At 70.9% G+C, this 23,122-nt stretch carries 24 protein-coding genes; 9 read left to right on the top strand and 15 right to left on the bottom strand.

What is annotated here, in order from left to right:
- Positions 1-335: hypothetical protein (locus tag GA0115233_RS16260; protein ID WP_107406436.1), on the top strand; the 335-nt coding region annotated here is incomplete at its 5' end.
- Between the two features lie 208 nt (positions 336-543).
- Complete coding sequence (locus GA0115233_RS16265) at positions 544-1,719, top strand: tyrosine-type recombinase/integrase (protein ID WP_093720941.1); 1,176 nt, start codon at positions 544-546, stop codon at positions 1,717-1,719.
- Between the two features lie 199 nt (positions 1,720-1,918).
- Here GA0115233_RS16265 and GA0115233_RS16270 read toward each other — a convergent pair whose 3' ends face one another.
- Positions 1,919-3,076, bottom strand: coding sequence for an acyl-CoA dehydrogenase (locus GA0115233_RS16270; RefSeq protein WP_093720942.1), 1,158 nt, complete (start codon positions 3,074-3,076; stop codon positions 1,919-1,921).
- Positions 3,077-3,288: 212 nt separating this feature from the next.
- Here GA0115233_RS16270 and GA0115233_RS16275 point away from each other — a divergent pair, with 212 nt between their 5' ends.
- Entirely contained in the window at positions 3,289-4,632 is a 1,344-nt protein-coding gene (locus GA0115233_RS16275; protein WP_093720943.1) for a UDP-glucose dehydrogenase family protein, read from the top strand.
- A gap of 168 nt (positions 4,633-4,800) precedes the next feature.
- On the opposite strand, the gene GA0115233_RS16280 is transcribed toward GA0115233_RS16275, so the two are convergent.
- The gene (locus GA0115233_RS16280) at positions 4,801-5,301 is read right to left on the bottom strand and encodes a CGNR zinc finger domain-containing protein (RefSeq protein ID WP_093720944.1); all 501 of its coding nucleotides are present in this window, start codon (positions 5,299-5,301) and stop codon (positions 4,801-4,803) included.
- Between the two features lie 99 nt (positions 5,302-5,400).
- On the opposite strand from GA0115233_RS16280, the gene GA0115233_RS16285 reads away from it, so the two are divergent.
- The gene (locus GA0115233_RS16285) at positions 5,401-5,760 is read left to right on the top strand and encodes a VOC family protein (RefSeq protein ID WP_093720945.1); all 360 of its coding nucleotides are present in this window, start codon (positions 5,401-5,403) and stop codon (positions 5,758-5,760) included.
- Positions 5,761-5,779: 19 nt separating this feature from the next.
- The gene (locus tag GA0115233_RS16290) at positions 5,780-6,175 is read left to right on the top strand and encodes a VOC family protein (RefSeq protein WP_093720946.1); all 396 of its coding nucleotides are present in this window, start codon (positions 5,780-5,782) and stop codon (positions 6,173-6,175) included.
- Between the two features lie 274 nt (positions 6,176-6,449).
- Here GA0115233_RS16290 and GA0115233_RS16295 read toward each other — a convergent pair whose 3' ends face one another.
- Both GA0115233_RS16295 and GA0115233_RS16300 read right to left on the bottom strand, forming a co-directional pair.
- Positions 6,450-7,568, bottom strand: coding sequence for a dipeptidase (locus GA0115233_RS16295; protein WP_093720947.1), 1,119 nt, complete (start codon positions 7,566-7,568; stop codon positions 6,450-6,452).
- 84 nt (positions 7,569-7,652) lie between these two features.
- Positions 7,653-8,012: a MerR family transcriptional regulator gene (locus GA0115233_RS16300; RefSeq protein ID WP_093720948.1), complete on the bottom strand. Its 360-nt coding sequence runs from the start codon at positions 8,010-8,012 to the stop codon at positions 7,653-7,655.
- 68 nt (positions 8,013-8,080) lie between these two features.
- Here GA0115233_RS16300 and GA0115233_RS16305 point away from each other — a divergent pair, with 68 nt between their 5' ends.
- Positions 8,081-9,226, top strand: coding sequence for an alkene reductase (locus tag GA0115233_RS16305; RefSeq protein ID WP_093720949.1), 1,146 nt, complete (start codon positions 8,081-8,083; stop codon positions 9,224-9,226).
- Here GA0115233_RS16305 and GA0115233_RS16310 read toward each other — a convergent pair.
- From GA0115233_RS16310 to GA0115233_RS16320, 3 genes are read right to left on the bottom strand one after another with little or no spacing between them, the layout of a single operon-like run.
- Positions 9,157-10,362 carry a dipeptidase gene (locus tag GA0115233_RS16310; RefSeq protein ID WP_093720950.1) on the bottom strand — a complete coding sequence of 402 codons (1,206 nt, stop codon included), beginning with the start codon at positions 10,360-10,362 and terminating at the stop codon, positions 9,157-9,159. The genes GA0115233_RS16305 and GA0115233_RS16310 overlap by 70 nt on opposite strands.
- Positions 10,359-10,880, bottom strand: coding sequence for a 5-(carboxyamino)imidazole ribonucleotide mutase (gene purE, locus GA0115233_RS16315; RefSeq protein WP_093720951.1), 522 nt, complete (start codon positions 10,878-10,880; stop codon positions 10,359-10,361). Before purE ends, GA0115233_RS16310 begins: the two co-directional genes overlap by 4 nt.
- Entirely contained in the window at positions 10,877-12,016 is a 1,140-nt protein-coding gene (locus tag GA0115233_RS16320; RefSeq protein ID WP_093720952.1) for a 5-(carboxyamino)imidazole ribonucleotide synthase, read from the bottom strand. Before GA0115233_RS16320 ends, purE begins: the two co-directional genes overlap by 4 nt.
- A gap of 188 nt (positions 12,017-12,204) precedes the next feature.
- Between GA0115233_RS16320 and GA0115233_RS16325 the strand changes: the two genes are divergently transcribed.
- A complete protein-coding gene (locus tag GA0115233_RS16325) occupies positions 12,205-12,711 on the top strand; it encodes a GtrA family protein (RefSeq protein WP_093720953.1) in 507 nt (168 codons plus the stop codon).
- On the opposite strand, the gene GA0115233_RS16330 is transcribed toward GA0115233_RS16325, so the two are convergent.
- Together GA0115233_RS16330 and GA0115233_RS16335 are read right to left on the bottom strand one after the other, a co-directional pair.
- Entirely contained in the window at positions 12,712-13,980 is a 1,269-nt protein-coding gene (locus tag GA0115233_RS16330; protein ID WP_093720954.1) for an ATP-binding protein, read from the bottom strand. It abuts the gene before it with no gap.
- Positions 13,981-14,036: 56 nt separating this feature from the next.
- Positions 14,037-14,714, bottom strand: coding sequence for a response regulator transcription factor (locus GA0115233_RS16335; RefSeq protein ID WP_093720955.1), 678 nt, complete (start codon positions 14,712-14,714; stop codon positions 14,037-14,039).
- Between the two features lie 495 nt (positions 14,715-15,209).
- On the opposite strand from GA0115233_RS16335, the gene GA0115233_RS16340 reads away from it, so the two are divergent.
- Entirely contained in the window at positions 15,210-16,706 is a 1,497-nt protein-coding gene (locus GA0115233_RS16340; protein ID WP_093720956.1) for an oligopeptide:H+ symporter, read from the top strand.
- A gap of 64 nt (positions 16,707-16,770) precedes the next feature.
- On the opposite strand, the gene GA0115233_RS16345 is transcribed toward GA0115233_RS16340, so the two are convergent.
- The 6 genes from GA0115233_RS16345 to GA0115233_RS16370 form a co-directional block, all read right to left on the bottom strand.
- Positions 16,771-18,027, bottom strand: a complete 1,257-nt coding sequence (locus GA0115233_RS16345) for a hypothetical protein (protein ID WP_093720957.1) — start codon at positions 18,025-18,027, stop codon at positions 16,771-16,773.
- Positions 18,024-19,112, bottom strand: a complete 1,089-nt coding sequence (locus GA0115233_RS16350; RefSeq protein ID WP_093720958.1) for a hypothetical protein — start codon at positions 19,110-19,112, stop codon at positions 18,024-18,026. The genes GA0115233_RS16345 and GA0115233_RS16350 overlap by 4 nt, the downstream gene beginning before the upstream one ends.
- Entirely contained in the window at positions 19,109-19,921 is an 813-nt protein-coding gene (locus GA0115233_RS16355; protein ID WP_093720959.1) for a COG1470 family protein, read from the bottom strand. Before GA0115233_RS16355 ends, GA0115233_RS16350 begins: the two co-directional genes overlap by 4 nt.
- A 52-nt stretch (positions 19,922-19,973) precedes the next feature.
- Positions 19,974-20,663: an LPXTG cell wall anchor domain-containing protein gene (locus GA0115233_RS16360; RefSeq protein WP_093720960.1), complete on the bottom strand. Its 690-nt coding sequence runs from the start codon at positions 20,661-20,663 to the stop codon at positions 19,974-19,976.
- A 122-nt stretch (positions 20,664-20,785) separates the two neighbouring features.
- The gene (locus tag GA0115233_RS16365) at positions 20,786-21,319 is read right to left on the bottom strand and encodes an ATP-binding protein (RefSeq protein ID WP_093720961.1); all 534 of its coding nucleotides are present in this window, start codon (positions 21,317-21,319) and stop codon (positions 20,786-20,788) included.
- Between the two features lie 216 nt (positions 21,320-21,535).
- Complete coding sequence (locus GA0115233_RS16370; RefSeq protein WP_093720962.1) at positions 21,536-21,913, bottom strand: STAS domain-containing protein; 378 nt, start codon at positions 21,911-21,913, stop codon at positions 21,536-21,538.
- Positions 21,914-22,149: 236 nt separating this feature from the next.
- Between GA0115233_RS16370 and GA0115233_RS16375 the strand changes: the two genes are divergently transcribed.
- Positions 22,150-23,055, top strand: a complete 906-nt coding sequence (locus tag GA0115233_RS16375; RefSeq protein WP_093720963.1) for an RNA polymerase sigma factor SigF — start codon at positions 22,150-22,152, stop codon at positions 23,053-23,055.
- The last annotated feature ends 67 nt before the right edge of the window (positions 23,056-23,122 follow it).

Here is a 23,122-nt window from a genome sequence, read left to right on the forward strand (position 1 = left end):
CGGCGGAGTTCCCCACTTCTGATCTTCCTCCCCTGGAAACGGCGTACTGGCTCATTAAGCCGCCTTCCTCGGTTCGGGGCACCTGGGATGAGGCCAAGGAAGCGGCGGCCTGGCTCGGGGAACAGTTGGCCGAGTACGCGCACCGGTTCGCCGCCGAGAGGGACCGCGACACCACCCACCTGGCCATGCTCGTCAACTCCGCTGCTGAGCGGCTGGAATCGGGAGCGGATGTGTCGCTCGGCTGCTACCTCGAACGCCCCTCGTACCTGTCTCTGGCTGTGGTGACCTGCTCGCCGAATCGATCGAAGCCTGAACTGGCGTGTCCTGCACGGTAGTCGAAGCAACAAAGAAGCCCCGGCCAGTGGCCGGGGCTGTTCCTTTGGTTGGTTAGAGCAGTACGCGGAAGGGATTGGAGTCCGCGAGCGATTCCGGCGCGGGCTCGGGGGCCCGCTGCGCTTCGGGGCGGTAGGCGTCTGGATCACGCCGGGCAACCGGCACGACGCCGGGCCGTCCGTGCGTCATCGACAGAGGGGGGCCGCCTCAGTGGCAAGGGCATGGGTCGCGCGATCCAAGGACGACCCGAAGAACTGGACGACGTTCTGGTACGACCCTGACGGGAAGCAACGGCAGAAGACGTTCGCCACCAAGACGCGGGCAGACGACCAGCGCAAGCGCAAGGAACAGGAACTCGACGCCGGAACGTACCTCGACGATCGGTTGGGCAAGCAGCCGGTGACGGCCGTCTGGGAGCAGTGGACCAATCAAAGGAAGCTGGAGAACAGCACCAAGAAGCAGTATCGATCCATCCTCAACACGACCATTGAGCCGTTCTTCAAGGCCCGTTCGATCGTGTCCCTGAAGGTTGCCGACGTTGAGCAGTGGCTCTTGTGGATGGAGCGGGACCGGAAGCTCTCGGCCCGCACACGACGCCAGCGGTTCTCGTTCTTCTCTGGGATGATGGACTGGGCTGTCGTCAACGAGATCATCGGTCGGAACCCGTGCAAGAAGGTCAAAGGCGCGGGCAGCCGCGCCAAGGAGATCCGGGAGCACAAGAGCACCGCCCGGCGACTCACGACGCGGGAAGTCCTGGCGATGCTCGATGCCGCTCCTCCGCGATACCGCGCGATGCTGTGGCTCATGGCCGGGTGCGGCCTGCGGCTGGGTGAGGCCATGGCGGTATCCCGCGATCAGATCGACTTCAAGGCCGAGACGCTTCGCGTCGACTTCCAGATCGCGGAGGACGGAGACACCGAGTCCGGGAAGAACAGCGCGATCCAGCGTCGGCACATCAAGGCTCGTGACGAAGGCGAGCCAGGGCGTACCGTCCCCCTCCCGCCGAACGTCGCCTTCGAGCTTCGGCGGCACATCAAGAACCACGGCGCATGGGGGCCGGAACAGCTTCTCTTCCCTAACGTGACACGGACCGGCTACCTCTACGCGTCGTACTTCTACCCGAAGATCTGGATGGAGGCTCTGAGCAAGGGGCAGGTGAAGTACTGCAAGGCTCACTCACTCCGGCACTACTACGGGTCGCGACTGCTATACGCCGGAGTCCCCGAGAACGACGTGGCCGACTGGATGGGCCACGGCAGTACGGACGTACTGAGGGAGCACTACCACTACATCTTCGAAGGGGCCGAGCAGCGCGGCCGGGCCGCCATCGCAACGATGCTGACGCCCGGCGCCGACGACCCCACGGAGGCGTCAGAGGTCGCGTGATCCACTTACGACAACAGCCCCCGGCGTTACGCCGGGGGCTGCATTGTTTGTGCAGGTCAGTGGCCGTTTCCGGCCTGACATCTGCCCAGGATTCCCCCAGCATGACGCCCAGGAACAGTCCTGATCAGGCCGCAGCGGGCAGAAATCCAAGGATGCCTCTGCGGAGCCTCAAAACAGCCTCTGACCTGCAAAAACACAGCTAGGGAAGGTTCCTTGCCATCACGATCCGCTGTACTTGATTCGTGCCCTCATAAATCTGTGTAATCTTCGCGTCGCGCATCATGCGCTCGACCGGGTAGTCGCGGGTGTAGCCGTAGCCGCCGAGGAGCTGGACGGCGTCCGTCGTGGCCTCCATCGCCACGTCCGACGCGAAGCACTTGGCGGCGGCGCCGAGGTAGGTGAGGTCGGCGTCGCCGCGCTCGGAGGCGGCGGCGGCCTGGTAAGTCAGGGCGCGGGCGGCCGAGATCTTCATGGCCATGTCGGCGAGCATGAACTGGATGCCCTGGAAGTCGGCGATCGGCTTGCCGAACTGCTTGCGCTCCTGGACGTAGCCCTTGGCGTAGTCGAGGGCGCCCTGGGCGATGCCGAGGGCCTGGGCCGCGATGGTGATGCGGGTGTGGTCCAGGGTCTTCATCGCGGTCGCGAAGCCGGTGCCCTCCTCGCCGATCATGCGGTCGGCGGGGATGCGGACGTTGTCGAGGTAGACCTCGCGGGTCGGGGAGCCCTTGATGCCGAGCTTCTTCTCCGGGGCGCCGAAGGAGACACCCTCGTCGCCCTTCTCCACCACGAAGGCGGAGATGCCCTTGGAGCGCTTGGACGGGTCGGTGACGGCCATGACCGTGTAGAACTCGGAGACGCCCGCGTTGGTGATCCAGCGCTTGACGCCGTTGAGGATCCAGTGGTCGCCGTCGCGGACCGCCTTGGTCTTCATGCCGGCCGCGTCCGAACCGGCGTCCGGCTCGGAGAGGCAGTAGGAGAACATGCCCTCGCCCTTGGCGAGCGGGGCCATGTACTTCTTCTTCAGGTCCTCGGAGCCGGAGAGGATGACCGGCAGCGAGCCGAGCTTGTTCACCGCGGGGATCAGGGAGGAGGACGCGCAGACGCGGGCCACCTCCTCGATCACGATGACCGTGGCGAGCGCGTCGGCGCCGGCGCCGCCGTACTCCTCGGGGACGTGCACGGCGTGCAGGTCGTTCGCCACGAGGGCGTCGTGGGCCTCCTGCGGGAAGCGCGCCTCCTCGTCCACCGCGGCGGCGTGCGGCGCGATCTTCGCCTCGGCCAGGGAGCGGACGGCGTCGCGGAGCATGTCGTGCTCCTCGGACGGGCGGTACAGGTCGAAGTCAGCCGATCCGGCCAAGGTCTCTCACGCTCCAAAGACGCTGTGATGCTGGCGCTAATTACCGTTAAGTAACTCAAATTTTAAAGGGCCGCTCACATTCGTGATACGTGAGCTTGGCGACAACGGAAAAGTGCCCGGTGAAGGGCATTGGCAAGCCCCGACTATGCTCGGGCGGGCACCGCCGCCGCACTACCGCTGCACCTCTGCTGTACCACTCAAGGGAGTCCCCCATGGCCCTCAAGATCACCGTGATCGGCACCGGCTATCTCGGCGCCACGCACGCCGCGGCCATGGCCGAGCTCGGTTTCGAGGTCCTGGCGCTCGACGTGGTGCCGGAGAAGATCGAGATGCTCCGGCGCGGTGAGGTCCCGATGTACGAGCCGGGCCTGGACGAGCTGCTGCGCAAGCACGTGGCCGGGTTCGAGGGCTCCAGCGGGCGGCTGCGGTTCACCATGGACTGGGCCGAGATCGGCGCCTTCGGCGATGTGCACTTCGTGTGTGTGAACACTCCGCAGCGGCACGGCGAGTACGCCTGCGACATGAGCTACGTCGACTCCGCCTTCGCCTCGCTCGCCCCGCATCTGGAGCAGGCCGCGCTGGTCGTCGGCAAGTCGACGGTGCCGGTCGGCTCCGCGGACCGGCTCGCCGCGTACCTGGCCGAGCACGCGCCGGCCGGGGCGGACGCGGAGCTGGCCTGGAACCCGGAGTTCCTGCGCGAGGGCTTCGCCGTGAACGACACCCTGCACCCCGACCGGATCGTGGTCGGCGTGCGCAGTGAGCGGGCCGAGAAGCTGCTGCGCGAGGTGTACGCGACGCCGATCGCGGAGGGCTCGCCCTTCGTGGTCACCGACTTCCCGACCGCCGAGCTGGTGAAGACCTCGGCGAACTCCTTCCTCGCCACGAAGATCTCCTTCATCAACGCCATGGCCGAGGTCTGCGAGGCCGCGGGCGGCGACGTCGCCAAGCTCGCGGAGGCGATCGGCTACGACGACCGGATCGGGTCGAAGTTCCTGCGGGCCGGGATCGGCTTCGGCGGCGGCTGTCTGCCCAAGGACATCCGGGCGTTCATGGCCCGCGCCGGTGAGCTGGGCGCGGACCAGGCGCTGACCTTCCTGCGCGAGATCGACTCCATCAACATGCGCCAGCGCGGCCAGATGGTGGAGCTGACCCGGCAGGCGCTGGGCGGCGGGGCGTTCCTCGGCAAGCGGGTCGCGGTGCTGGGCGCCACCTTCAAGCCGGACTCGGACGACGTGCGTGACTCGCCCGCGCTGAACGTGGCGGGCCAGATCCATCTCCAGGGCGGCCAGGTCACGGTCTACGACCCCAAGGGCATGGCCAACGCCCGCCGTATCTTCCCGACCCTCGGCTACGCCGACTCCGCGCTGGAGGCGGTGCGCGGCGCGGATGTCGTCCTGCACCTGACCGAGTGGCGCGAGTTCCGGGAGCTGGACCCGGCGGCCCTCGGCGAGGCCGCGGCGACCCGGCTGATCCTGGACGGCCGCAACGCCCTCGACCCGGCCCGGTGGCGGGCGGCGGGCTGGACGTACCGGGCGATGGGGCGGCCCACGGCGTAGGCGTACGGCGGCCGGGCGGCGCCGGAAGGCAGGGCGACGCCGTTTCGGCCGAGGCTCAGTCGGCCGAAACGGCGTCTTACCGCATTCTGCCGTACATCGCTGTGTGGTGGCCCTGGAGTCCCCAAGCACCCCATTCGTCCGTTATGTGGCGCGGTACCGGCGCATCTTCTATTTGGCGCGGTACCTGCGCATCTTCGCCCGCGCCCCGCACACCTGCATGGAGCACCAGCGACCCCGCCCGGCGGGGCTGCGGTCGTAGTACGCCCAGTGGCAGTCGGCCGCCTCGCACGCCTTCAGCCGGGTCCAGGTGCCCGCGACCAGTGACTCGGCGACCGCCGCGGCGACGCGGGAGGTCAGCGGGCGGGGGTCGGCAGCGGTGAGGGCCGCCGAGCCGTCGGCGGGGTCGACGGTCAGCCGCAGCGGGGCCGCGGCGAGCAGTTCGGTCAGCGGGGTCACCGTGCGGTGCGGGGGGTGTCCGGCGTGGGCCAGGAGCGCGGCGCGCAGTGACTCGCGCAGCTCCTTCGCGGCCGGTACCTCGTCCTCGCGCAGGCCCAGGCCCGCCCGGCCGTCGGGCGTGTCCAGCGCGTCGGCGCCCGATTCCAGGTCCAGCGTGTTGACCAGGGACTCCACGAGTTCCAGCCCTCCAGGGGCGGGCGAGCGCGCGTTCATGGTTGCGACGTTACCTCCAATGCGGGAGTATGCAGTAACGGCGTTACCGGATGAACCTCTGTGCCGGTAACGCGTCATCCCGAGTACGCGGAGGAAGTCATGGCTCTCGCCACCCTGGACGTCGTCGTCCTGGACTGTCCCGAACCGCACGCCCTCGCCGAGTTCTACGCCGCTGTCCTCGGCGGCACGATCAACGACCAGGGAGAGTGGGTGGAGCTCAAGCTGCCCGACGGCAAGCAGCTCGCCTTCCAGGAGGCGCCCGGATTCGTACCGCCGAAGTGGCCCTCGGCCGAGCACTCCCAGCAGTTCCACCTCGACCTCCAGGTGGACGACCTGGACACGGCCGAGAAGGGCGTCCTGGACCTGGGCGCGAAGCCCCTGGACACGGAGGACCGCACCCGCACGTTCCGGGTCTACGCGGACCCGGCGGGCCACCCGTTCTGCCTCTGCGCGGGCTGAGCCGGAGGAAGGGGCCGCCGTGGCCGTCGCCCGTTTCCGCTCCGTCGTGATCGACTGCCCCGATCCGCTCGCCCTCGCCGAGTTCTACGCGGCCGTCCTGGGCGGCACCCCTGAGGCGCAGGCGGAGGACTGGGTGGTCCTACGGGCGCCGGGCGTCCCCCGGCTCTCCTTCAACCGCGAGCCGGACTTCCGGCCCCCGGCCTGGCCCCGCGAGGGCGACAACGCCCAGCAGTTCCACCTCGACCTCGACGCCGGGCCCACCTGGGCGGAGGTGGACGCCGCCGAACGCAGGGTCCTGGCCCTGGGCGCCCGCCTGCTGCGCCGGGAACAGGACCCGGAGGACGACTTCCGGGTCTACACGGACCCGGCGGGGCATCCGTTCTGCCTGTGCCGAATCCCCGCGGATGCCCCCTAGGGCCTGTCGTTTGGATCATCCCGGCGTCGCGGGGTCTGGCACGCACTCCCCCAGAGGGGGGACCCCCAGCCGCGTTGTCGTCGGTCGCCGACTCCCCCACGCTCGGCTTCGCTCGCGCGGGAGGGACCCCCATCGCGTCGACTCCCTCCTCCGCCTTGCAGCTGCACGCTCCCCCACGCTCGAACAACCTCGCGCGGGGGCACCCCCATCGCCCCCGCTCGGCTCAGTCACGACGGACCGTCGATCAGAGCCAGGCTGATCCAAACGACAGGCCCTAGGCGTCCAGTTCCGCGATCCGGGCCGTTGACGGCTCTCTGCGCTGCTGGGCCGCCTTCGCTGTGAAGTCGGCTGTGCGCAGAACGCGTTGGGCGTTGCCCCAGGTGAGGAGGGTGAGGTCGGAATCGGACCAGCCTCGGTGGAGGAGTTCGGCGATCAGGCGGGGGTAGCCGGAGGCGTCGGGGAGGTCCTGGGGGTGGGCGGCGCCGGAGTCGTAGGTGCCGGACAGGCCCACACTCGCGGGGCCGGCGACGGCGCGGACGTGGTCGAGGTGGTCGGCGACGTCGCGGACCGTCGGCCCGGTCTGCTCGGCGGTCAGCGGCACCATGCACAGGCCGCCGGCCGCGCCCAGCCCGGCGAGCAGGTCGTCGGGGAGGTTGGCGGGGTGCGGGCGCAGGGCGCGGGCGGCGGAGCGGGTGCACACCACCGGGGCCTTGGAGGCGGCCAGCGCGCGGGCGACCGTCTCGTCGGAGGCGCCGGAGAGGTCGGCGAGCACCCCGAGCCGGTTCATCTCGCGGACCACCTCCTCCCCGAACCGGGTCAGCCCCGCCTCGCTCGCCCACGAGGTCCCGGCCAGCGTGAGGATGCGCAGCCCCAGGCCGTGCAGGACGCGCAGGATGCCGAGCGAGTCGTCCAGCGCGGCGGCCGTGGCCGGACCCAGCACCACGGCGGTGCGCCCGCAGTTGCGGGCGTCGAGGACCTGGCCCGCGGTGCGCGCGAGCCGCAGCCCCTCGGGGTGGGCGGCGATCACCGCGCGGACCAGGTCGAGCTGTTCCAGGGTGGCGGCGACGGCCCGGTCGGCGGCCAGCCCCTCGGGCAGGTGCAGTGAGCAGAACAGGGCCCCGACGTGGCCGCGCCGCAGCCGCGGCACATCGGTGTCGACGGCGCTCTCGCCCAGTTCCAGGTCGTACCAGGGCAGATGGCGCAGCGCCCAGGGAAGTCCGCTGTAGCCGTCGGCGACGGGGTGCGCGGCGAGCAGGGCGTGCGCGCGCTCCAGCGGGCCGCCCGCCGCGGGCACCGGCGGCTCGGCCGCGGGCGGGTCGGCGCCCTCCACCAGTACCGCCTCGAAGGGCTCGGCGAGCGGCAGTTCGTCCAGTTCGTCGTGGAGGTCGGCCATGGCGGTCTCCGTACGTCGTGAGTACGGTCACCGTCGCACGGAGGGCCGGGGTTCTTCCTGGTGGGCGCGGCGTTCGGGGGTACGTCACCCGTCCTCGGCGGCCCGGATCACCTCGTCCAGGGTGTCCCGCGAGCGGATCAGATCGGCGATCTGGCGGTCGATGCGGTCCCGTTCCACGGTGAGGTCGGCGACCAGCCGGGGCGTGGCGATCGCGGAGGGGCCGCCGTCCTCGTCGCGCATACAGGGCAGGAGCTGCCGGACGCGGTCGCTGTGCAGTCCGGCCGCGTACAGCTCCTGGATGCGGATCACACGGTCCACGGCGGCCTCCGCGTACTCGCGGTGTCCGCCTGGGGTGCGGTCGCTGCGCAGCAGCCCCTGGGTCTCGTAGTACCGCAGGGAGCGCACGCTCACGCCGGTGCGCCGGGCCAGTTCACCGATCCGCACGTCCGCCTCCGCCGTAGGTCGTGGCCGGGCTTGAATCTGACACTGGTGTCAGCTTCTACGGTACGGCCATGACACGGACCGATCTCTTCGCACCGGCCGTTCTCGGCCACCTCGACCTCCCCCACCGCCTGGTCATGGCCCCGCTCACCCGGAACCGGGCGGAGCCCGACGGCACCCCTACTGATCTGATGGCCGAGTACTACGCGCAGCGCGCCTCGGCCGGGCTGATCATCGCCGAGGCGTCGACGCCGAACGCGGTCGGGCAGACGTACCCGAACATCACCGCGATCCACGAGCCCCGGCACGTGAAGGGCTGGCGGCGGGTGACGGACGCCGTCGGCGCGGCGGGCGGGCGGATGTTCCTGCAGCTCCAGCACGGCGGCCGGGTCGGGCATCCGGCGACCAGTGGACTCGTCCCGGTCGCGCCCTCCCCGGTGGCCCTGCCCGAGACGATCTTCACTCCCGGCGGGCACCAACCATCGGTTGTCCCGCGTAAGTTGACAGTCGCTCAAATAGCAGGCACCGTCGCCGACTTCGCCTCCGCCGCCCGTAACGCGCTCGACGCCGGTTTCGAGGGCGTCGAGGTGCACTCCGCCAACGGCCATCTGCTGCACCAGTTCCTGTCCCGCAACACCAACCTGCGCACCGACCGCTACGGCGGCACCGTCGAGAACCGCGTCCGGTTCGCCGCCGAGGTCACCGAGGCGGTGGCCGCGGAGATCGGCGCCGTGCGGACCGGGCTGCGGATCTCCCCCGGCAACACGGTCAACGGCATCGACGAGGGCGAGACCGAGGAGCTGTACCCGGCGCTGCTGGAGCGGCTGCGGGGGCTGGGCCTGGCGTATCTGCACATCGGGTACGCCGACCCGGACAGCCGCGTCTTCAAGGAGCTGCGGGGCGCCTGGCCGGGCACGCTGATCGGCAATCCGGTGCTCACCGGGCTGACCACGGACGCGGTACGGGAGGGGGCGGAGCGGATGCTGGCGGGCGGGGCGGATCTCGTCGCCCTGGGGCGGCCCTTCCTCGCCAATCCGGACCTGGTGGTGCGGCTGCGCCGGGGCGCGCCGCTCAACCCGGTGCGGGAGCGGTACTTCATGTACACGGGCGGGGCGGCCGGATACACCGACTACCCCGCCCTGCCGGATCAGGCGCCGGACGCGCCGTCCAGTGACTCGATCGTCGCGTTCGACGGGGCGCGCACCGACTGGAGGTGACGGGCCACGTCCTCGGCCGCGCCCAGCACCCGTACGGCGTTCTGCCAGGTCAGCTTGGCGAGGTCGGAGCGGGACCAGCCACGGTCGAGCAGTTCGGCGATCAGGCGCGGGTAGCCGGAGACGTCGTTCAGGCCCTCGGGGGTGAACGCGGTGCCGTCGTAGTCGCCGCCGATGCCGAGGTGGTCGATGCCGGCCACCTCGCGCATGTGGTCCAGGTGGTCGGCGACCGTGGCCACGGTGGCGACGGGGCGCGGGTGGGCCTCCTCGAAGGCGCGGTGCACCTTCATCGCCTCGGGAGTGGTGGCGAGGTGGTGGAAGCCGTGGGCGCGCATGTTGTCGTCGGCGGCGGCCGTCCAGTCGACGGCGGCCTGGAGGACGAACTTCGGCACGAACGTCACCATCGCGATGCCGCCGTTGGCGGGCAGCCGCTCCAGGACGTCGTCGGGGATGTTGCGCGGGTGGTCGCAGACGGCACGGGAGGAGGAGTGCGAGAAGATCACCGGCGCGGTGGAGGTGTCCAGCGCGTCCCGCATGGTCGTCGCCGCCACATGGGAGAGGTCGACGAGCATGCCGAGCCGGTTCATCTCCCTCACGACCTCGTGGCCGAACGCGGTGAGCCCGCCCGCCTTCGGCTCGTCGGTCGCCGAGTCCGCCCAGTCGACGTTGTCGTTGTGGGTGAGCGTGAGGTAGCGGACGCCGAGCGCGTACAGCCCGCGCAGGGTGCCGAGGGAGTTGGCTATCGAGTGCCCGCCCTCCGCGCCCATCAGCGAGGCGATACGGCCCTCCCGGCGCGCCTCCTCCAGGTCGGCGGCGGTCAGCGCGGCGCGCAGGTCGGCCGGGTGGCGGTCGATCAACTGCCGTACGCAGTCGATCTGTTCCAGCGTCGCGGGCACCGGGTCGGGCAGGTCCGAGCGGACGTACACCGACCAGTACTGGGCGCCGACCCCGCCCGCGCGCAGGCGGGCCAGGTCGGTGTGCAGGTGGGCGGACTGGTCCGCGGCGATGTCACGGGCGTCGAGGTCGTAGCGGACCTGTTCGCGCAGCGCCCAGGGCAGGTCGTTGTGCCCGTCGACCACGGGGAACTCGCGCAGCAGCTCCCGGGCCCGCTCCGCCGACGCGGAGTCCGGGGCCGTCATTTGCCGAAGCCGAAGCCGCTGGACCCCTCGACCTTGGTGCGCAGCCGTCTGCCCTTCTCGGTGGCCTGGTCGTTGAGCTCCTGCTGGAACTCCTTCATCCGGCCGAGGAGTTCCTCGTCGTGCGCGGCGAGCATCCGCACCGCGAGCAGTCCGGCGTTGCGGGCGCCGGCGACCGAGACGGTGGCGACCGGGACACCGGCCGGCATCTGCACGATGGAGAGCAGGCTGTCCATGCCGTCGAGGTACTTCAGCGGCACCGGCACACCGATGACCGGGAGCGGGGTGACGGAGGCGAGCATGCCGGGCAGGTGGGCGGCACCGCCCGCGCCCGCGATGATCACCTTCAGTCCGCGCTCGGCGGCCTGCTCGCCGTAGCCGATCATCTCGCGCGGCATGCGGTGCGCGGAGACGACGTCGACCTCGTAGTCGATCTCGAACTCGTCCAGCGCCTGGGCGGCGGCCTCCATGACCGGCCAGTCGCTGTCCGACCCCATGACGATGCCTACAACCGGGCTCATTCGGTGATCGTGCCTCTCAGGTATCCGGCTGCGTGACGGGCGCGCTCCAGCACGTCGTCCAGCTCGTCGCCGTAGGTGTTGACGTGGCCGACCTTGCGGCCGGGCTTCACGTCCTTGCCGTACATGTGGATCTTCAGCCGGGGGTCGCGGGCCATGCAGTGCAGGTACGCGGAGTACATGTCCGGGTAGTCGCCGCCGAGGACGTTGACCATCACGGTCCACGGGGCGCGGGGGCGCGGGTCGCCGAGCGGGAGGTCGAGGACGGCCCGGACGTGGTTGGCGAACTGGCTGGTGATCGCGCCGTCCTGGGTCCAGTGACCGGAGTTGTGCGGGCGCATCGCCAGTTCGTTGACCAGGACGCGGCCGTCGCGGGTCTGGAACAGCTCCACGGCGAGGTGGCCGACGACGCCCAGCTCCTTGGCGATGGTCAGGGCCATCTCCTCGGCCTTGAGGGCGAGGGCCTCGTCGAGGTCGGGGGCCGGGGCGATCACGGTGTCGCAGACGCCGTCGACCTGGCGGGACTCCACGACCGGGTAGGCGACGGCCTGGCCGTGCGGGGAGCGCACGACGTTGGCGGCCAGCTCGCGGACGAAGTCGACCTTCTCCTCGGCGAGGACGGGCACACCCGCCCTGAAGGGGGCCTCGGCCTCCTCGACGGAGTCCACGACCCACACGCCCTTGCCGTCGTAGCCGCCGCGCACGGTCTTCAGGACCACGGGGAAGCCGTCGCCCTCGGCCGCGAAGCGGGCCACGTCCGCGGGGTCGGCGACGATGCGGTGGCGTGGGCACGGCACACCGATGGCGTCGAGCCTGGCCCGCATCACCCCCTTGTCCTGGGCGTGCACCAGCGCCTCGGGGCCGGGGCGGACGGGGATGCCGTCGGCCTCCAGGGCCCTGAGGTGCTCGGTGGGCACGTGTTCGTGATCGAAGGTGATCACATCGCACCCGCGCGCGAAGTCGCGCAGCGTGTCCAGGTCGCGGTAGTCGCCGATGACGACATCGCTGACGACCTGCGCCGCGGAATCCTGAGGGGTGTCACTGAGGAGCTTGAACCTGATGCCCAGCGGGATGCCTGCCTCGTGTGTCATACGAGCGAGCTGGCCCCCGCCGACCATGCCGACTACCGGGAACGTCACGCCCCTAGGGTATCGGCCGTTCCGGAGCGCCCGGTTTCGCGGCCGCTCCGGCCCTGTGGGCCGGTCCTCCGGGCCGGTCCTGGGCCGGTCCTCCGGGCCGGCCCTGTGCGCTGGTCCACAGGCAATCGGGTACCCCGGTGGTTAGCATGGCTTGGTTGACCAAACCGACGGACGGGGGCTTTCACTCCATGGGACGTGGTTCCTCCGGGCTGCTGCGGCGCTACGCGCACGAGGTCGCCAAATTCGGCGCCGTGGGCGGGGCCGGGCTGCTGGTCAACCTCGGCGTCTTCAACTTTGTGCGCCATGTCACCGACCTCCAGGTCGTCCGCGCCAGCGTCATCGCGACGGTGGTGGCGATCGCCTTCAACTACGTCGGGTTCCGGTACTTCACCTACCGTGACCGCGACAAGTCCGGCCGCACCCGGGAGATGAGCCTGTTCCTGCTGTTCAGCGGCGCGGGCCTGATCATCGAGAACGGTGTGCTGTACATCGCCACGTACGGCTTCGGCTGGGACACCCCGCTGCAGAGCAACGTCTTCAAGTTCCTGGGCATCGCCGTGGCGACCCTGTTCCGCTTCTGGTCGTACCGCACCTGGGTCTTCCGCGCCCTCCCGGCTCCGGAACCGGCGGAAGAACCGCTCCTGAACCAGCCGCGCTCCCCGAAGGCCCAGCCCGCCGCGGCGACCCGCCGCTAGCTAGCGCACCGTCGGGGTCGCCGGGTCCGACGGCTTGGTCGGGGTGCGGGAGAGGAACAGGCCGAAGACCGGGGGTGTGGCCTGGAGCATTTCCAGACGGCCGCCGTCCGCCTCCGCGAGGTCCCGGGCCACCGCCAGGCCGATGCCCGTGCTGTTGCGGCCGCTGATCGCGCGCTCGAAGATGCGGGCGCCCAGGTCGGCCGGGACGCCGGGGCCCTCGTCGGTGACCTCGATGACCGCCTGGTTGCCGGTGACCCGGGTGCGCAGCGCCACCGTGCCGCCGCCGTGCATGAGGCTGTTCTCGATCAGGGCCGCCAGCACCTGGGCCACCGCGCCGGGCGTGCCCACGGCCTGGAGGTGGCGTTTGCCGGAGCTGACGATGGCGCGGCCCGCGCTGCGGTACGCCGGGCGCCACTCGGCGAGCTGCTGCTGGATGACCTCATCGAGGTCGAAGGTGACCGCGGAGCCGGTGCGCGGGTCGCGGGAGTTGGTCAGCAGGCGTTCCACCACGTCCGTGAGGCGTTCCACCTGGGTCAGCGCGATGGTGGCCTCCTCCTTCACCGTGTCCGGGTCGTCGGTGAGGGTGATCTCCTCCAGCCGCATCGACAGCGCCGTGAGCGGTGTGCGCAGCTGGTGGGAGGCGTCCGCGGCCAGCCGCCGTTCCGCCGTCAGCATCCGCGCGATCCGCTCCGCGCTGGCGTCCAGCACGTCCGCCACCCGGTCCAGCTCCTGGACGCCGTACCGCTTGTGCCGCGGCCTGGGGTCCCCGGAGCCGAGCCGTTCGGCGGTCTCGGCGAGGTCGGTGAGCGGGGAGGCGAGCCGGTTGGCCTGGCGCAGCGCCAGCAGCACCGCCGCGATCACCGCGAGCAGCGCCACCGCCCCGATGATCAGCAGCGTCCGCCCGACCTCACGGGTCACCGCGGAGCGGGGTTCCATGACGGTGACCGTCTCGCCCTCCCGGCCCTTGCGGGTGGCGGTGATGGTGTCGCCGTCCGGCTTCTCGCCGATCGCGATGGGCCGCTCGCCGGGCACCCGGATGACCGCGTACCGGTCCTCGGGCACCTGGTCGCTCAGCATGTCCGCGGTGACCGCCCCGGTCGCGAGCAGCCTGCTGTCGACGATGGAGGCGAGCCGTACCGCCTCGGACTCCACCCGCTCCTGCGCGGTGCTGCTGATGGTGCGGGTCTCCACGATGACGAGGGAGACCCCGAACACGGCGATCACCACGAGCACCACGGCGAGCGTGGACTGGATCAGTCGGCGGCGCATGGACCCGTACTACGGCTGGTCGGTCTACGGCTGGTGGATTCGTACACTCGGCTCTTCTAGCTCTTCTCGAACCGGAAGCCCACGCCTCGCACGGTGGCGATGTAGCGCGGGTTCGCCGCGTCGTCGCCGAGCTTCTTGCGCAGCCAGGAGATGTGCATGTCGAGGGTCTTGGTGGAGGACCACCAGGTGGTGTCCCAGACCTCGCGCATCAGCTGGTCGCGGGTGACCACCCGGCCCGCGTCGCGCACCAGCACCCGCAGCAGGTCGAACTCCTTGGCGGTGAGCTGCAGCTCCTCGTCGCCCATCCAGGCCCGGTGCGACTCCACGTCGATCCGCACCCCGTGGGTGGCCGGCGGCTGCTGCGGTTCCGCGGCGCCGCGCCGCAGCAGGGCCCGTACCCGGGCGAGCAGTTCGGCGAGCCGGAACGGCTTGGTGACGTAGTCGTCGGCGCCCGCGTCGAGCCCGACCACGGTGTCCACCTCGTCGGCGCGCGCGGTGAGGATGAGGATCGGCACGCTGTGCCCCTCGGCCCGCAGCCGCCGCGCCACTTCCAGGCCGTCCATGCCGGGCAGCCCGAGGTCCAGCACCACGAGGTCGACGCCGCCCTGCATTCCGGCGTCCAGCGCGGTGGGTCCGTCCTCACGCACCTCGACCTCGTAGCCCTCCCGGCGCAGTGCACGGGCCAGCGGCTCCGAGATGGACGCGTCGTCCTCGGCGAGCAGTACACGGGTCATGAGCTGATGGTAGTCCGCCCGTGACAGGACCCGGAGGGTGATGGCCGGGAGTGATTCTCACCTCGGCCCTACCCGCCACTTACCTTGGTCTAGACCTACACCTCTAGGGTGGGACCGGGCCGAGGCCTTCGAATAGGTGTGCGCAGCTACAGCGACACCTGTGATTCCAGTCTCAAGTCCTTCCATATCAGGCAGTGTCCTGCCGTATGGTGATGCAAACGCCTGTAGCACCACGGGGACCTTTGGCGACACACATGACGCTGAAGGTCTCTTTTGTGTGCGGGCCGGTCGCGACCGCGACCGGCCTCGAAAGGAATGACCTGTGGCCGGGCCCCTCACCAGGGGCGTGGATCCCGGTGGTCGGCGTCCCTCGCTCCGCGATCCGGAGCGGACTCCCCCCAGGGCGTGGGGTGGACGGCCGGCCCGCCGGTGCCGGCCGCCCCCCACCGGGCGCGCAACGCTCCACCCGCGCGTCCCGACCAGCAAGGAACCACCATGGCGTCCAGCCTGACGAAGGACTCGGCCACCCGGGGCACCCCCGGTTCCGAGAGGACCTTCTTCGGCCACCCCCGCGGACTGGCCACTCTCTTCATGACCGAGATGTGGGAGCGTTTCTCCTACTACGGCATGAGGGCACTGCTCCCGCTCTACCTCGTGGCGCCGGGTGGTCTCCACCTCGACGCGGCCACCGCCACCGCGATCTACTCCGTGTACCTGTCGCTGGTGTACCTGCTCGCCATGCCCGGCGGCTGGTTCGGCGACCGGGTCTGGGGGCCGCGCAGGACCGTCGCGGTCGCCGGTGCGGTGATCATGCTCGGCCATCTCACGCTGGCCCTGCCCTCCTCGGGCACCTTCTACGCCGGTCTCGGCCTGGTCGCCATAGGCTCGGGTCTGCTGAAGGCCAACATCTCCACGATGGTCGGCCACCTCTACGACGGCCCGGACGACCCGCGCCGCGACGGTGGCTTCACCGTGTTCTACATGGGCATCAACCTCGGTGCCTTCGCCGCCCCGCTGATCATCGGCACCATCGGCGAGAACGTGAACTGGCACCTGGGCTTCGCGCTCGCCGCGCTCGGCATGGCGCTCGGCCTCGCCCAGTTCCTGATCGGCAGCCGCAACCTCTCCCCGCGCTCCAGCGTCGTCCCCAAGCCGCTGTCCGTGGACGAGAAGAGCAGCACCCTGCGCAAGGCCGCGATCTGGGCCGGTATCGCCGTGGTCTTCTACGCGATCGTCGGCTTCTCCGGCAGCTACACCCTGAACTGGATCCTGGTCCCGCTGACCCTGCTCGGCGTGATCATCCCGACGCTGGTCCTGGTCCGCATCAAGCGCGACAAGGAGCTGGACAGCCGCGAGCAGAAGTCGATGTCGGCGTACCTGTGGTTCTTCGTCGCCGCCGCCGTCTTCTGGATGATCTACGACCAGGGCGGCTCGACCCTGTCGATCTTCGCCGACTCCTCCGCCGAGAACAGCGTCCTCGGCTGGGACTTCCCGGTCTCCTGGTACCAGTCGGTCAACCCGGTCCTGATCATGGCCCTGGCCCCGGTCTTCGCCTGGGTCTGGCTCGCGCTGAACCGGCGCGGCAAGGAGCCGAGCACGATCGTGAAGTTCGCCTCGGGTCTGGTCCTGGTCGGCGCGTCCTTCTTCCTCTTCCTCGCCCCGCTGTCGATCGCCGAGGGCGGTCACAAGGCGGCCGCGATGTGGCTGGTGGCGATCTACTTCGTGCAGACCGTCGGTGAGCTGCTGGTGTCCCCGGTGGGTCTGTCGGTGACGACGAAGATGGCGCCCGCCAAGTACGCCTCCCAGATGATGGGTGTCTGGTTCCTCGCCGTCACCGCCGGTGACGCGACCACCGGTCTGCTCTCCATCGCGGGCGTGGACCTGAACAAGACGGGTGTCGTCGCCCTGGAGGCCACCCTCGCCGTGGCCGCCGGTGTCGCGGTGTGGATGTACCGCAAGCGCGTCAAGGAGCTCATGGGCAGCGTCAACTGACGTATCCCCACCGGGCTGCCGGGGCCGCCGTGATCCGTACGGGTCGCGGCGGCCCCGTCGCGTCTCAGCGGGCCCTGCGGCCCGGCAGGAACGTGAACACCGCCGCGCCCAGCAGCACCGCCGTGCCCGCGACCAGCCCCAGCGCCCTGAGCGCGCCGTCGCCCGCTGCGCCCGACTCCGCCAGGCCGCCGTCCGGCGTCGTACCGCCGCTGCCGCCGCCCGACCCGGTGGACCCGCCGCCCGACGCGCCGCCCTCCTGCTCGGTCGTGTCCAGGGTCAGCGAGACCTCCGTGCGTTCCGGTGTGCAGGTCGTCGTGGTGCCCAGGGCCTGCACGGTCAGGACGCCCGGCGCGAGGGTCGACTCACCGTCGGCCCCCGGCTTGTAGGTGCCCTTGAGGTCCGGGATCTCGATCGGGTCGCCCGCCTTGATCGGCTCGGCGTTCACAGGGCCCTCGACATGGACCGTGCCCTTGTCGGCGCCGCCGAGGACCACCTCCATCGAGGGCTTGACCGAGCCCGCGGGGATCTCGGCGGGGCTGTCCATCACCGACTTCTCGAACTGCACGGTGAGGTCGAAGCTCCCGCCGTTCTTCCGGGCGTCGATCCGCACGGGTGAGACGGCGTTCCTGTCACCGATGGGCGTCTTGCAGGCGTAGGGGACCTGGACCTCCTTGCCGGTGAAGTCGGTCTGCCCGGGGTCGTCGACGGTCTCGGAGGGGGTCGGACTCGGCTGCGACGGCGAGGGAGTGGGAGTCGGCGTGGGAGTCGGGGTGGGGGTCGGTGACGGGGACTCCCCCGCCTCGGTCACCTTGATCGTCGCCGCCGGTTCCACCGTCTCCTCCGGCGCGCACTTGGTGTCCGTCGACAGCGCGTTGATGGCGTACGCGTCCGGCGTCAGCGTCACCTCGCCGGGCGCCGTCAGCTTCAGCGTGCCCCTCATGTCGGACAGCACCATCGCGCCGCCCTTGGGAATCGGCGGGTTCTCCCGCGGCCCGCGCATGGCGAGGTCCGCGCTCTGCGCGCCGGACGCCTTGAGCGTGCCGCCGGGCTGCACCGAGTCGGCGGGCAGGTCGATCAGGTCGGGGTTCTTCGAGGCGGCCTGGACGAACTTCCAGACGACCTCGACCTCGTCGCCGACCTCGGCCGTGGCGGGCGCGGTGATCTCCACCTTCGTGGTGCCCTTGACCGGCGGCAGCCCCGAGATCGCGGGCGGGACGCACTCGGTGGCGTACGACACCTCCGCCGCGTGGGCCGGGCTCGCGGCCAGGCCCAGCAGCAGTGCGGCCGCGACGGCCGCGGCGGCTCTCCTTCGCTTGCTCACGGGGGTCCCTTCCTGGTGGGAGTCGACGGACTCGTCGGAGCCTTCGGACTCGTCGGGCTTTCGTCGTGCGGTGCGGAGAGCCGGCCCGCCGTGCCCGGATCGGAGTCGGGGGTGAACCACGGCAGGGTCGAGGACATGGCGTGCCTGGCCTGCTCGCGGGGCCTCAACCCCGGCAGGCGCAGGGCGAGTTCGGGCAGGCGCGGCACGCCGCGGCGGACGCGCGGCCGGGGCCGTATCCGGTCCACCACCGCCATGCCGACGCGGAACACCGCGGCGGGGACGACCAGGCAGACCAGGATCCAGAACAAGGTCACGCCCCAGGGGCGGCCCACGCCCCAGGGCTGTTCGGCCATCACCTTGCCGCCGTACTTCAGCGAGACGGTGTAGTCGCCGTGGGCCCCGGCGGAGAGTTCCACGGGCAGTTCGACGCGGGCCCTGCCGCCGGGCGGGACAGTGCCGCGCCACTGGTGCTCCTGCCATTCGGGGGCGAACACCCCGTGGGAGGTGCCGACGTGGAACAGCGGGTTCTTCACGGGCGCGGTGCCGACGTTGCCGACGGTGAAGACCAGGGTGCGGACGGGCGGGGCGCCGAACCAGGTCAGCAGGCCGCTGGAACCGTCCAGGCGGGTGTCGGTGAGGACGGAGAGGCGTCCCCCGGCCGCGTCCGCGGGCAGCGGTTCCACGGCGTGCCCGGCGACCTGGAAGGCGGCGTCGGCCTCCGCCCCGGCGCCCTGCACGGTGGCCACGTGCACCACGCAGGGGCAGGGCACGGGCGGTTCGGCCACCGGCAGTTTCCGGCTGAACCGTCCCTCGGCGTCCGTCGTCACGGCCCTGCCGTCGGCGTTGGCACAGAAGTTGGTGCCGCCGGTCACACCGGAGGAGGGCACCGACTGCCCGCAGATCAGGATCATCAGCAACGCCCGCGCCCGCCACCCCTCACCGCTGACGGTGATCGAGCCCCCCGTGCCCGCCTGCGCGGCGGACAGCTTCACGGTGGGCCGGTCGGCGGCGGACGCGACCGGTGCCACCGACAGCACCAGGAGCAGCAGGGCGAGCAGCGCCGGGATCCGCACCTTGCCGTTCACTTCGACGCTCCCGTCAACTCGGCGTCCTGATGGGGTGGTTCGGCGGTCCTGCGGGTACGGCGTCTGCGGTGCCGTACGGCGAGGAGGGCCGCGGCGGCCGTCACGCCCGCCACCGGTTCCCAGGGGACGAACCGGGCCGACGTGTGTGCCGTGTCGTGGGCTCCTCCCCCGGCGGTTGCCGTGAGGCGGATGTCGAGGGCGTTCAGGGTCGGGCGGTCGGGCCAGGGTTCGGTCAGCCTGAGGCGTTCACCCGGGGCGAGTTCGGCGGGCAGCGGGCGTGCGGGGCGGTCCAGGACCGGGCCGAAGAGACCGTCGGCGCGGATCGCCAGGCGGGGGTGGAGGGCGGTGGTGCCGCGGTTGACGACCTCGTACGTGATGCCGCCGCCGTCGACCCGTACGTGCTCGACCGTCAGTGCCGACAGTCTCGGGACCTCGGCGCGCAGGTGCAGGGCGACCGTGCGGGAGGTGCCGTCCGGGGCGCGGGCGACGAGGCGGGCCGAGCGGTCGGTGTCCGGGACGGTCACCGTGAAGGGGATGTCGGCGCGGGTGCGGGCCGGGACGCGGACCTCGGAGCGGGCGAGGCCGATCCGGGCGCCGGTGGCGGACAGGCTGACGGTGAGCGGCGTCCCGCCCCGGTTGGTCACCGACACCGTGTCCTCCACGGCCGTCCCGGGCGCGCCCTCGGCGTAGAAGGAGGGCCGCCCGCCGCCCGCGGGCGCCACGGACCAGCCGCCGTCGGCGGCCATGGCCGGGGCGGCGCACGGCAGGAGCAGCAGGGCGGGCAGGAGGACACGGGCGGTCGGCGACATGGGCGGCTCCAACGCTGGTCCGGGGTGGTCGAGAGCGCCGGGCGCGCCGCCCTCAGTGCCGTACGGTCCGGTTCCGCCGGGTCAGCCACAGGGTGCCCGCCGCGCCCGTGAGCAGGACGGTGCCGCCGAGGGTGGCCAGGGCGATCGCCGAGTCCTCGGGGCCGGTCTGCGGGAGTTCGCCGCCGGAGTCTGAGCCGGTGCCGGACTGGGGGGTGCCGCCGCCCGAGCCGGCCGCGGCCTTCACATCGAGGGTGAGGGCGGGGCCGGGGCTGTTGGAGGGGGTGCAGGTGGTCGTCGTCCCGAGCGCCTTGATGGTGAGCACACCGGGCGTGAAGGTGACCTTGCCGGACTTCTTCGGGGTGTAGGTGCCCGTCAGGTCGTTGATTTTGATGGGGGTGTTGGCCGGGACGGCCTCCTGGTTGGCCGGGCCCGACACCTGCAGCGTGCCGCTGTCCGCGCCGCCGAGTTCGATGGTGGCGCTCGGGTTCATCGCGCCCTTGCCGAGCTCCACCGGGCTGGAGGAGACGCCCTTCTGCCAGGACATGGTGACCTTGTAGCCGTCGCCGCTCGGCACCCCCTTGATGTCGATGGGCGAGACGGCGCTCTTGTCGCCGATCGGGGTCTTGCACTGGTAGTTGACGTCCACGACCTCGGCGCGGGCGGCGGGGGCGGCCATCAGCACCGCCGACCCGGCCAGGGCCGCGACGGACGCGAGCGCGGCGGTTCGTTTCCGGTACGACACGGTTCCGCTCCCTCTCGTTCCTGACGGCACATCAGATCGGCCGTCAAGGTACGCCCGGGGCCCGGAGGAAGGAAGACACAGTGCGTGTCGGAACTGTGGGGATGCGCGAGGCCGGGGACGGCTCAGGCCGGAGCGCCCAGCTCCGCCCAGACCGTCTTGCCCGCGACACCCGGGGCCCGTACGACACCCCAGTCCAGGCAGAGCCGCTGCACGATGAACATGCCGTGCCCGCCGGGGCGGCCCGCGCGGTGCGGGGTGCGGGGCGCGGGCTGGCCGGTGCCGCGGTCGGAGACCTCCAGCCGGATCACCTTGTTGTCGCAGGTGATCCGGAGCCGGTCGGGGCCCTCGGCGTGCAGACAGGCGTTGGTGACCAGCTCGGAGACGACGAGCAGGACGTCCTCGGCCGCCGCGCGCTGGTCGGCGGTGGCGGCGGGCAGCCAGCCCCAGGCGTACAGGGCCTGCCGGGTGAAGTCGCGGGCGAGCGGCACGACACCGCTCTGCCCGTCCAGGCTCAGGGTGCGGACCTGCGGTCCGGTCACCGGCCGGTCCACCGGTTCCGCGGGCGGGACGGCGGCCGGGTCCGCTTCGGGCGTCCCGGAAGCGCCGCTGGGCTCGGGGCCGCGGTCGCCCGGCGAGCAGGGCCGGGTGGTGCTCATCAGCGCTTCACCTCACCGATTCACCAGTTCACGATGGAAGAGGTCCGTACAGGTCCGGTCACGGTTCTCGTCGCTGTGACAGCGACATGTCCAGGATGACTCCTGCCCGGGCCGTCCGGTGGAACACCCCCGTATTCGGCACGAATCCCGTGCGTACGGGGAGCGGTGTTCCGGATGTGGCGGCACGGGCCGGTGCCCGGACCGCCGTCGGCCGGGTCAGCCGTCCTCGTCGGGGAGGGCGGACGCGAGGCTGTCATGGACGGTGAAGACCGCATCGGCCCCGGTGATCTCGAAGACCCGCGCCACCACGGGCTGCATCGCGACGAGGTGCACGCCGCCTCCGGCGGCCTCCGCCTTCAGACGCGCGCCGAGCAGCACGTTGAGTCCGGTGGAGTCGCAGAAGTCCAGACGCCCGCAGTCGACGACCAGTCTGCTGAAGCCCTTGGCGAGGCTCTCGTCGAGTGGCTCACGCAACAGATCGGCGGTGTGGTGATCCAACTCACCCACCACGGTCACCACGGCGCTTGAGCCCTCTTCCCGCACCTCCACCAGAAGCCGGCCGGACTGTGCATTGCCGACTGTCCCGCGGTCCATGCCGTCTCTCACTCCCGAGGTCGTGGCTGACTGACGCCCTCGCACATTACGCCCTCCACCCGCCCTTCGACACCCGAACATCCACACACAAACGGACATTTCACCACAGAACACACTTGCGGTGATCTCGGGAAAGCGGGTAGGGCTAGTAGGGACACACAACCGACACGGCCGGCTTTGGAGGCGCCGCACACCGCAGTGCACCTGATGGCTTCGGCAGCCATATGCCGAGAACGATGGAGGACATCATGTCACCCCGGCTCGACGCCCCGCATACCGAACAGGCGACGTCGACAACCCCCCCGGAACATCTGGCTCCCATCGAGCAGGACGACGTCCTCGCCGGACTCCCGGAGATACCGCCCTTCGACGAGGTCGGCCCGGTGGACGCACGGGCCCTGTCCAAGACCCTCTTCGAGCGGCTGGAGTCGCTGGAGGAAGGGACCCACGAATACTCCTACGTCCGCAACACGCTCGTAGAACTCAACCTCGCGCTGGTCAAGTTCGCCGCCTCCCGGTTCCGCTCGCGCAGCGAGCCCATGGAGGACATCATCCAGGTCGGGACCATCGGCCTGATCAAGGCGATCGACCGGTTCGAGCTCAGCCGCGGAGTGGAGTTCCCCACCTTCGCGATGCCCACCATCGTGGGCGAGATCAAGCGTTTCTTCCGGGACACCTCCTGGTCCGTGCGCGTCCCGCGCCGCCTCCAGGAACTCCGGCTCGACCTCGCCAAGGCAGGCGACGAACTGGCCCAGAAGCTCGACCGCGCCCCGACGGTGGCCGAGCTCGCCGAACGCCTCGGACTGACCAACGACGAGGTCGTCGAGGGCATGGCCGCCTCCAACGCCTACACCGCCTCCTCGCTGGACGCCCAGCCGGAGGAGGACGACGCCGAAGGCGCGCTCGCCGACCGGATCGGCTACGAGGACCACGGGCTCGAAGGCATCGAGTACGTCGAGTCGTTGAAGCCCCTGATCGCCGGGCTCCCGCCCCGGGACCGCAAGATCCTCTCCCTGCGGTTCGTCGCGGGCATGACCCAGTCGGAGATCGGCGAGGAACTGGGCATCTCGCAGATGCATGTCTCACGGCTGCTGTCACGGACACTGGTGCGTCTGCGCAAGGGACTGACCCTGGAGGAGTAGGCCCCTCGGCGTCCCATGGGTTACCCACGGAAACTCTTTCCTCACGGCCCCCCTTCCTTCACTATGA

Origin of the sequence: Streptomyces sp. DI166, from assembly GCF_900091315.1 — a bacterium.
GTDB lineage: Bacteria > Actinomycetota > Actinomycetes > Streptomycetales > Streptomycetaceae > Streptomyces > Streptomyces fuscus.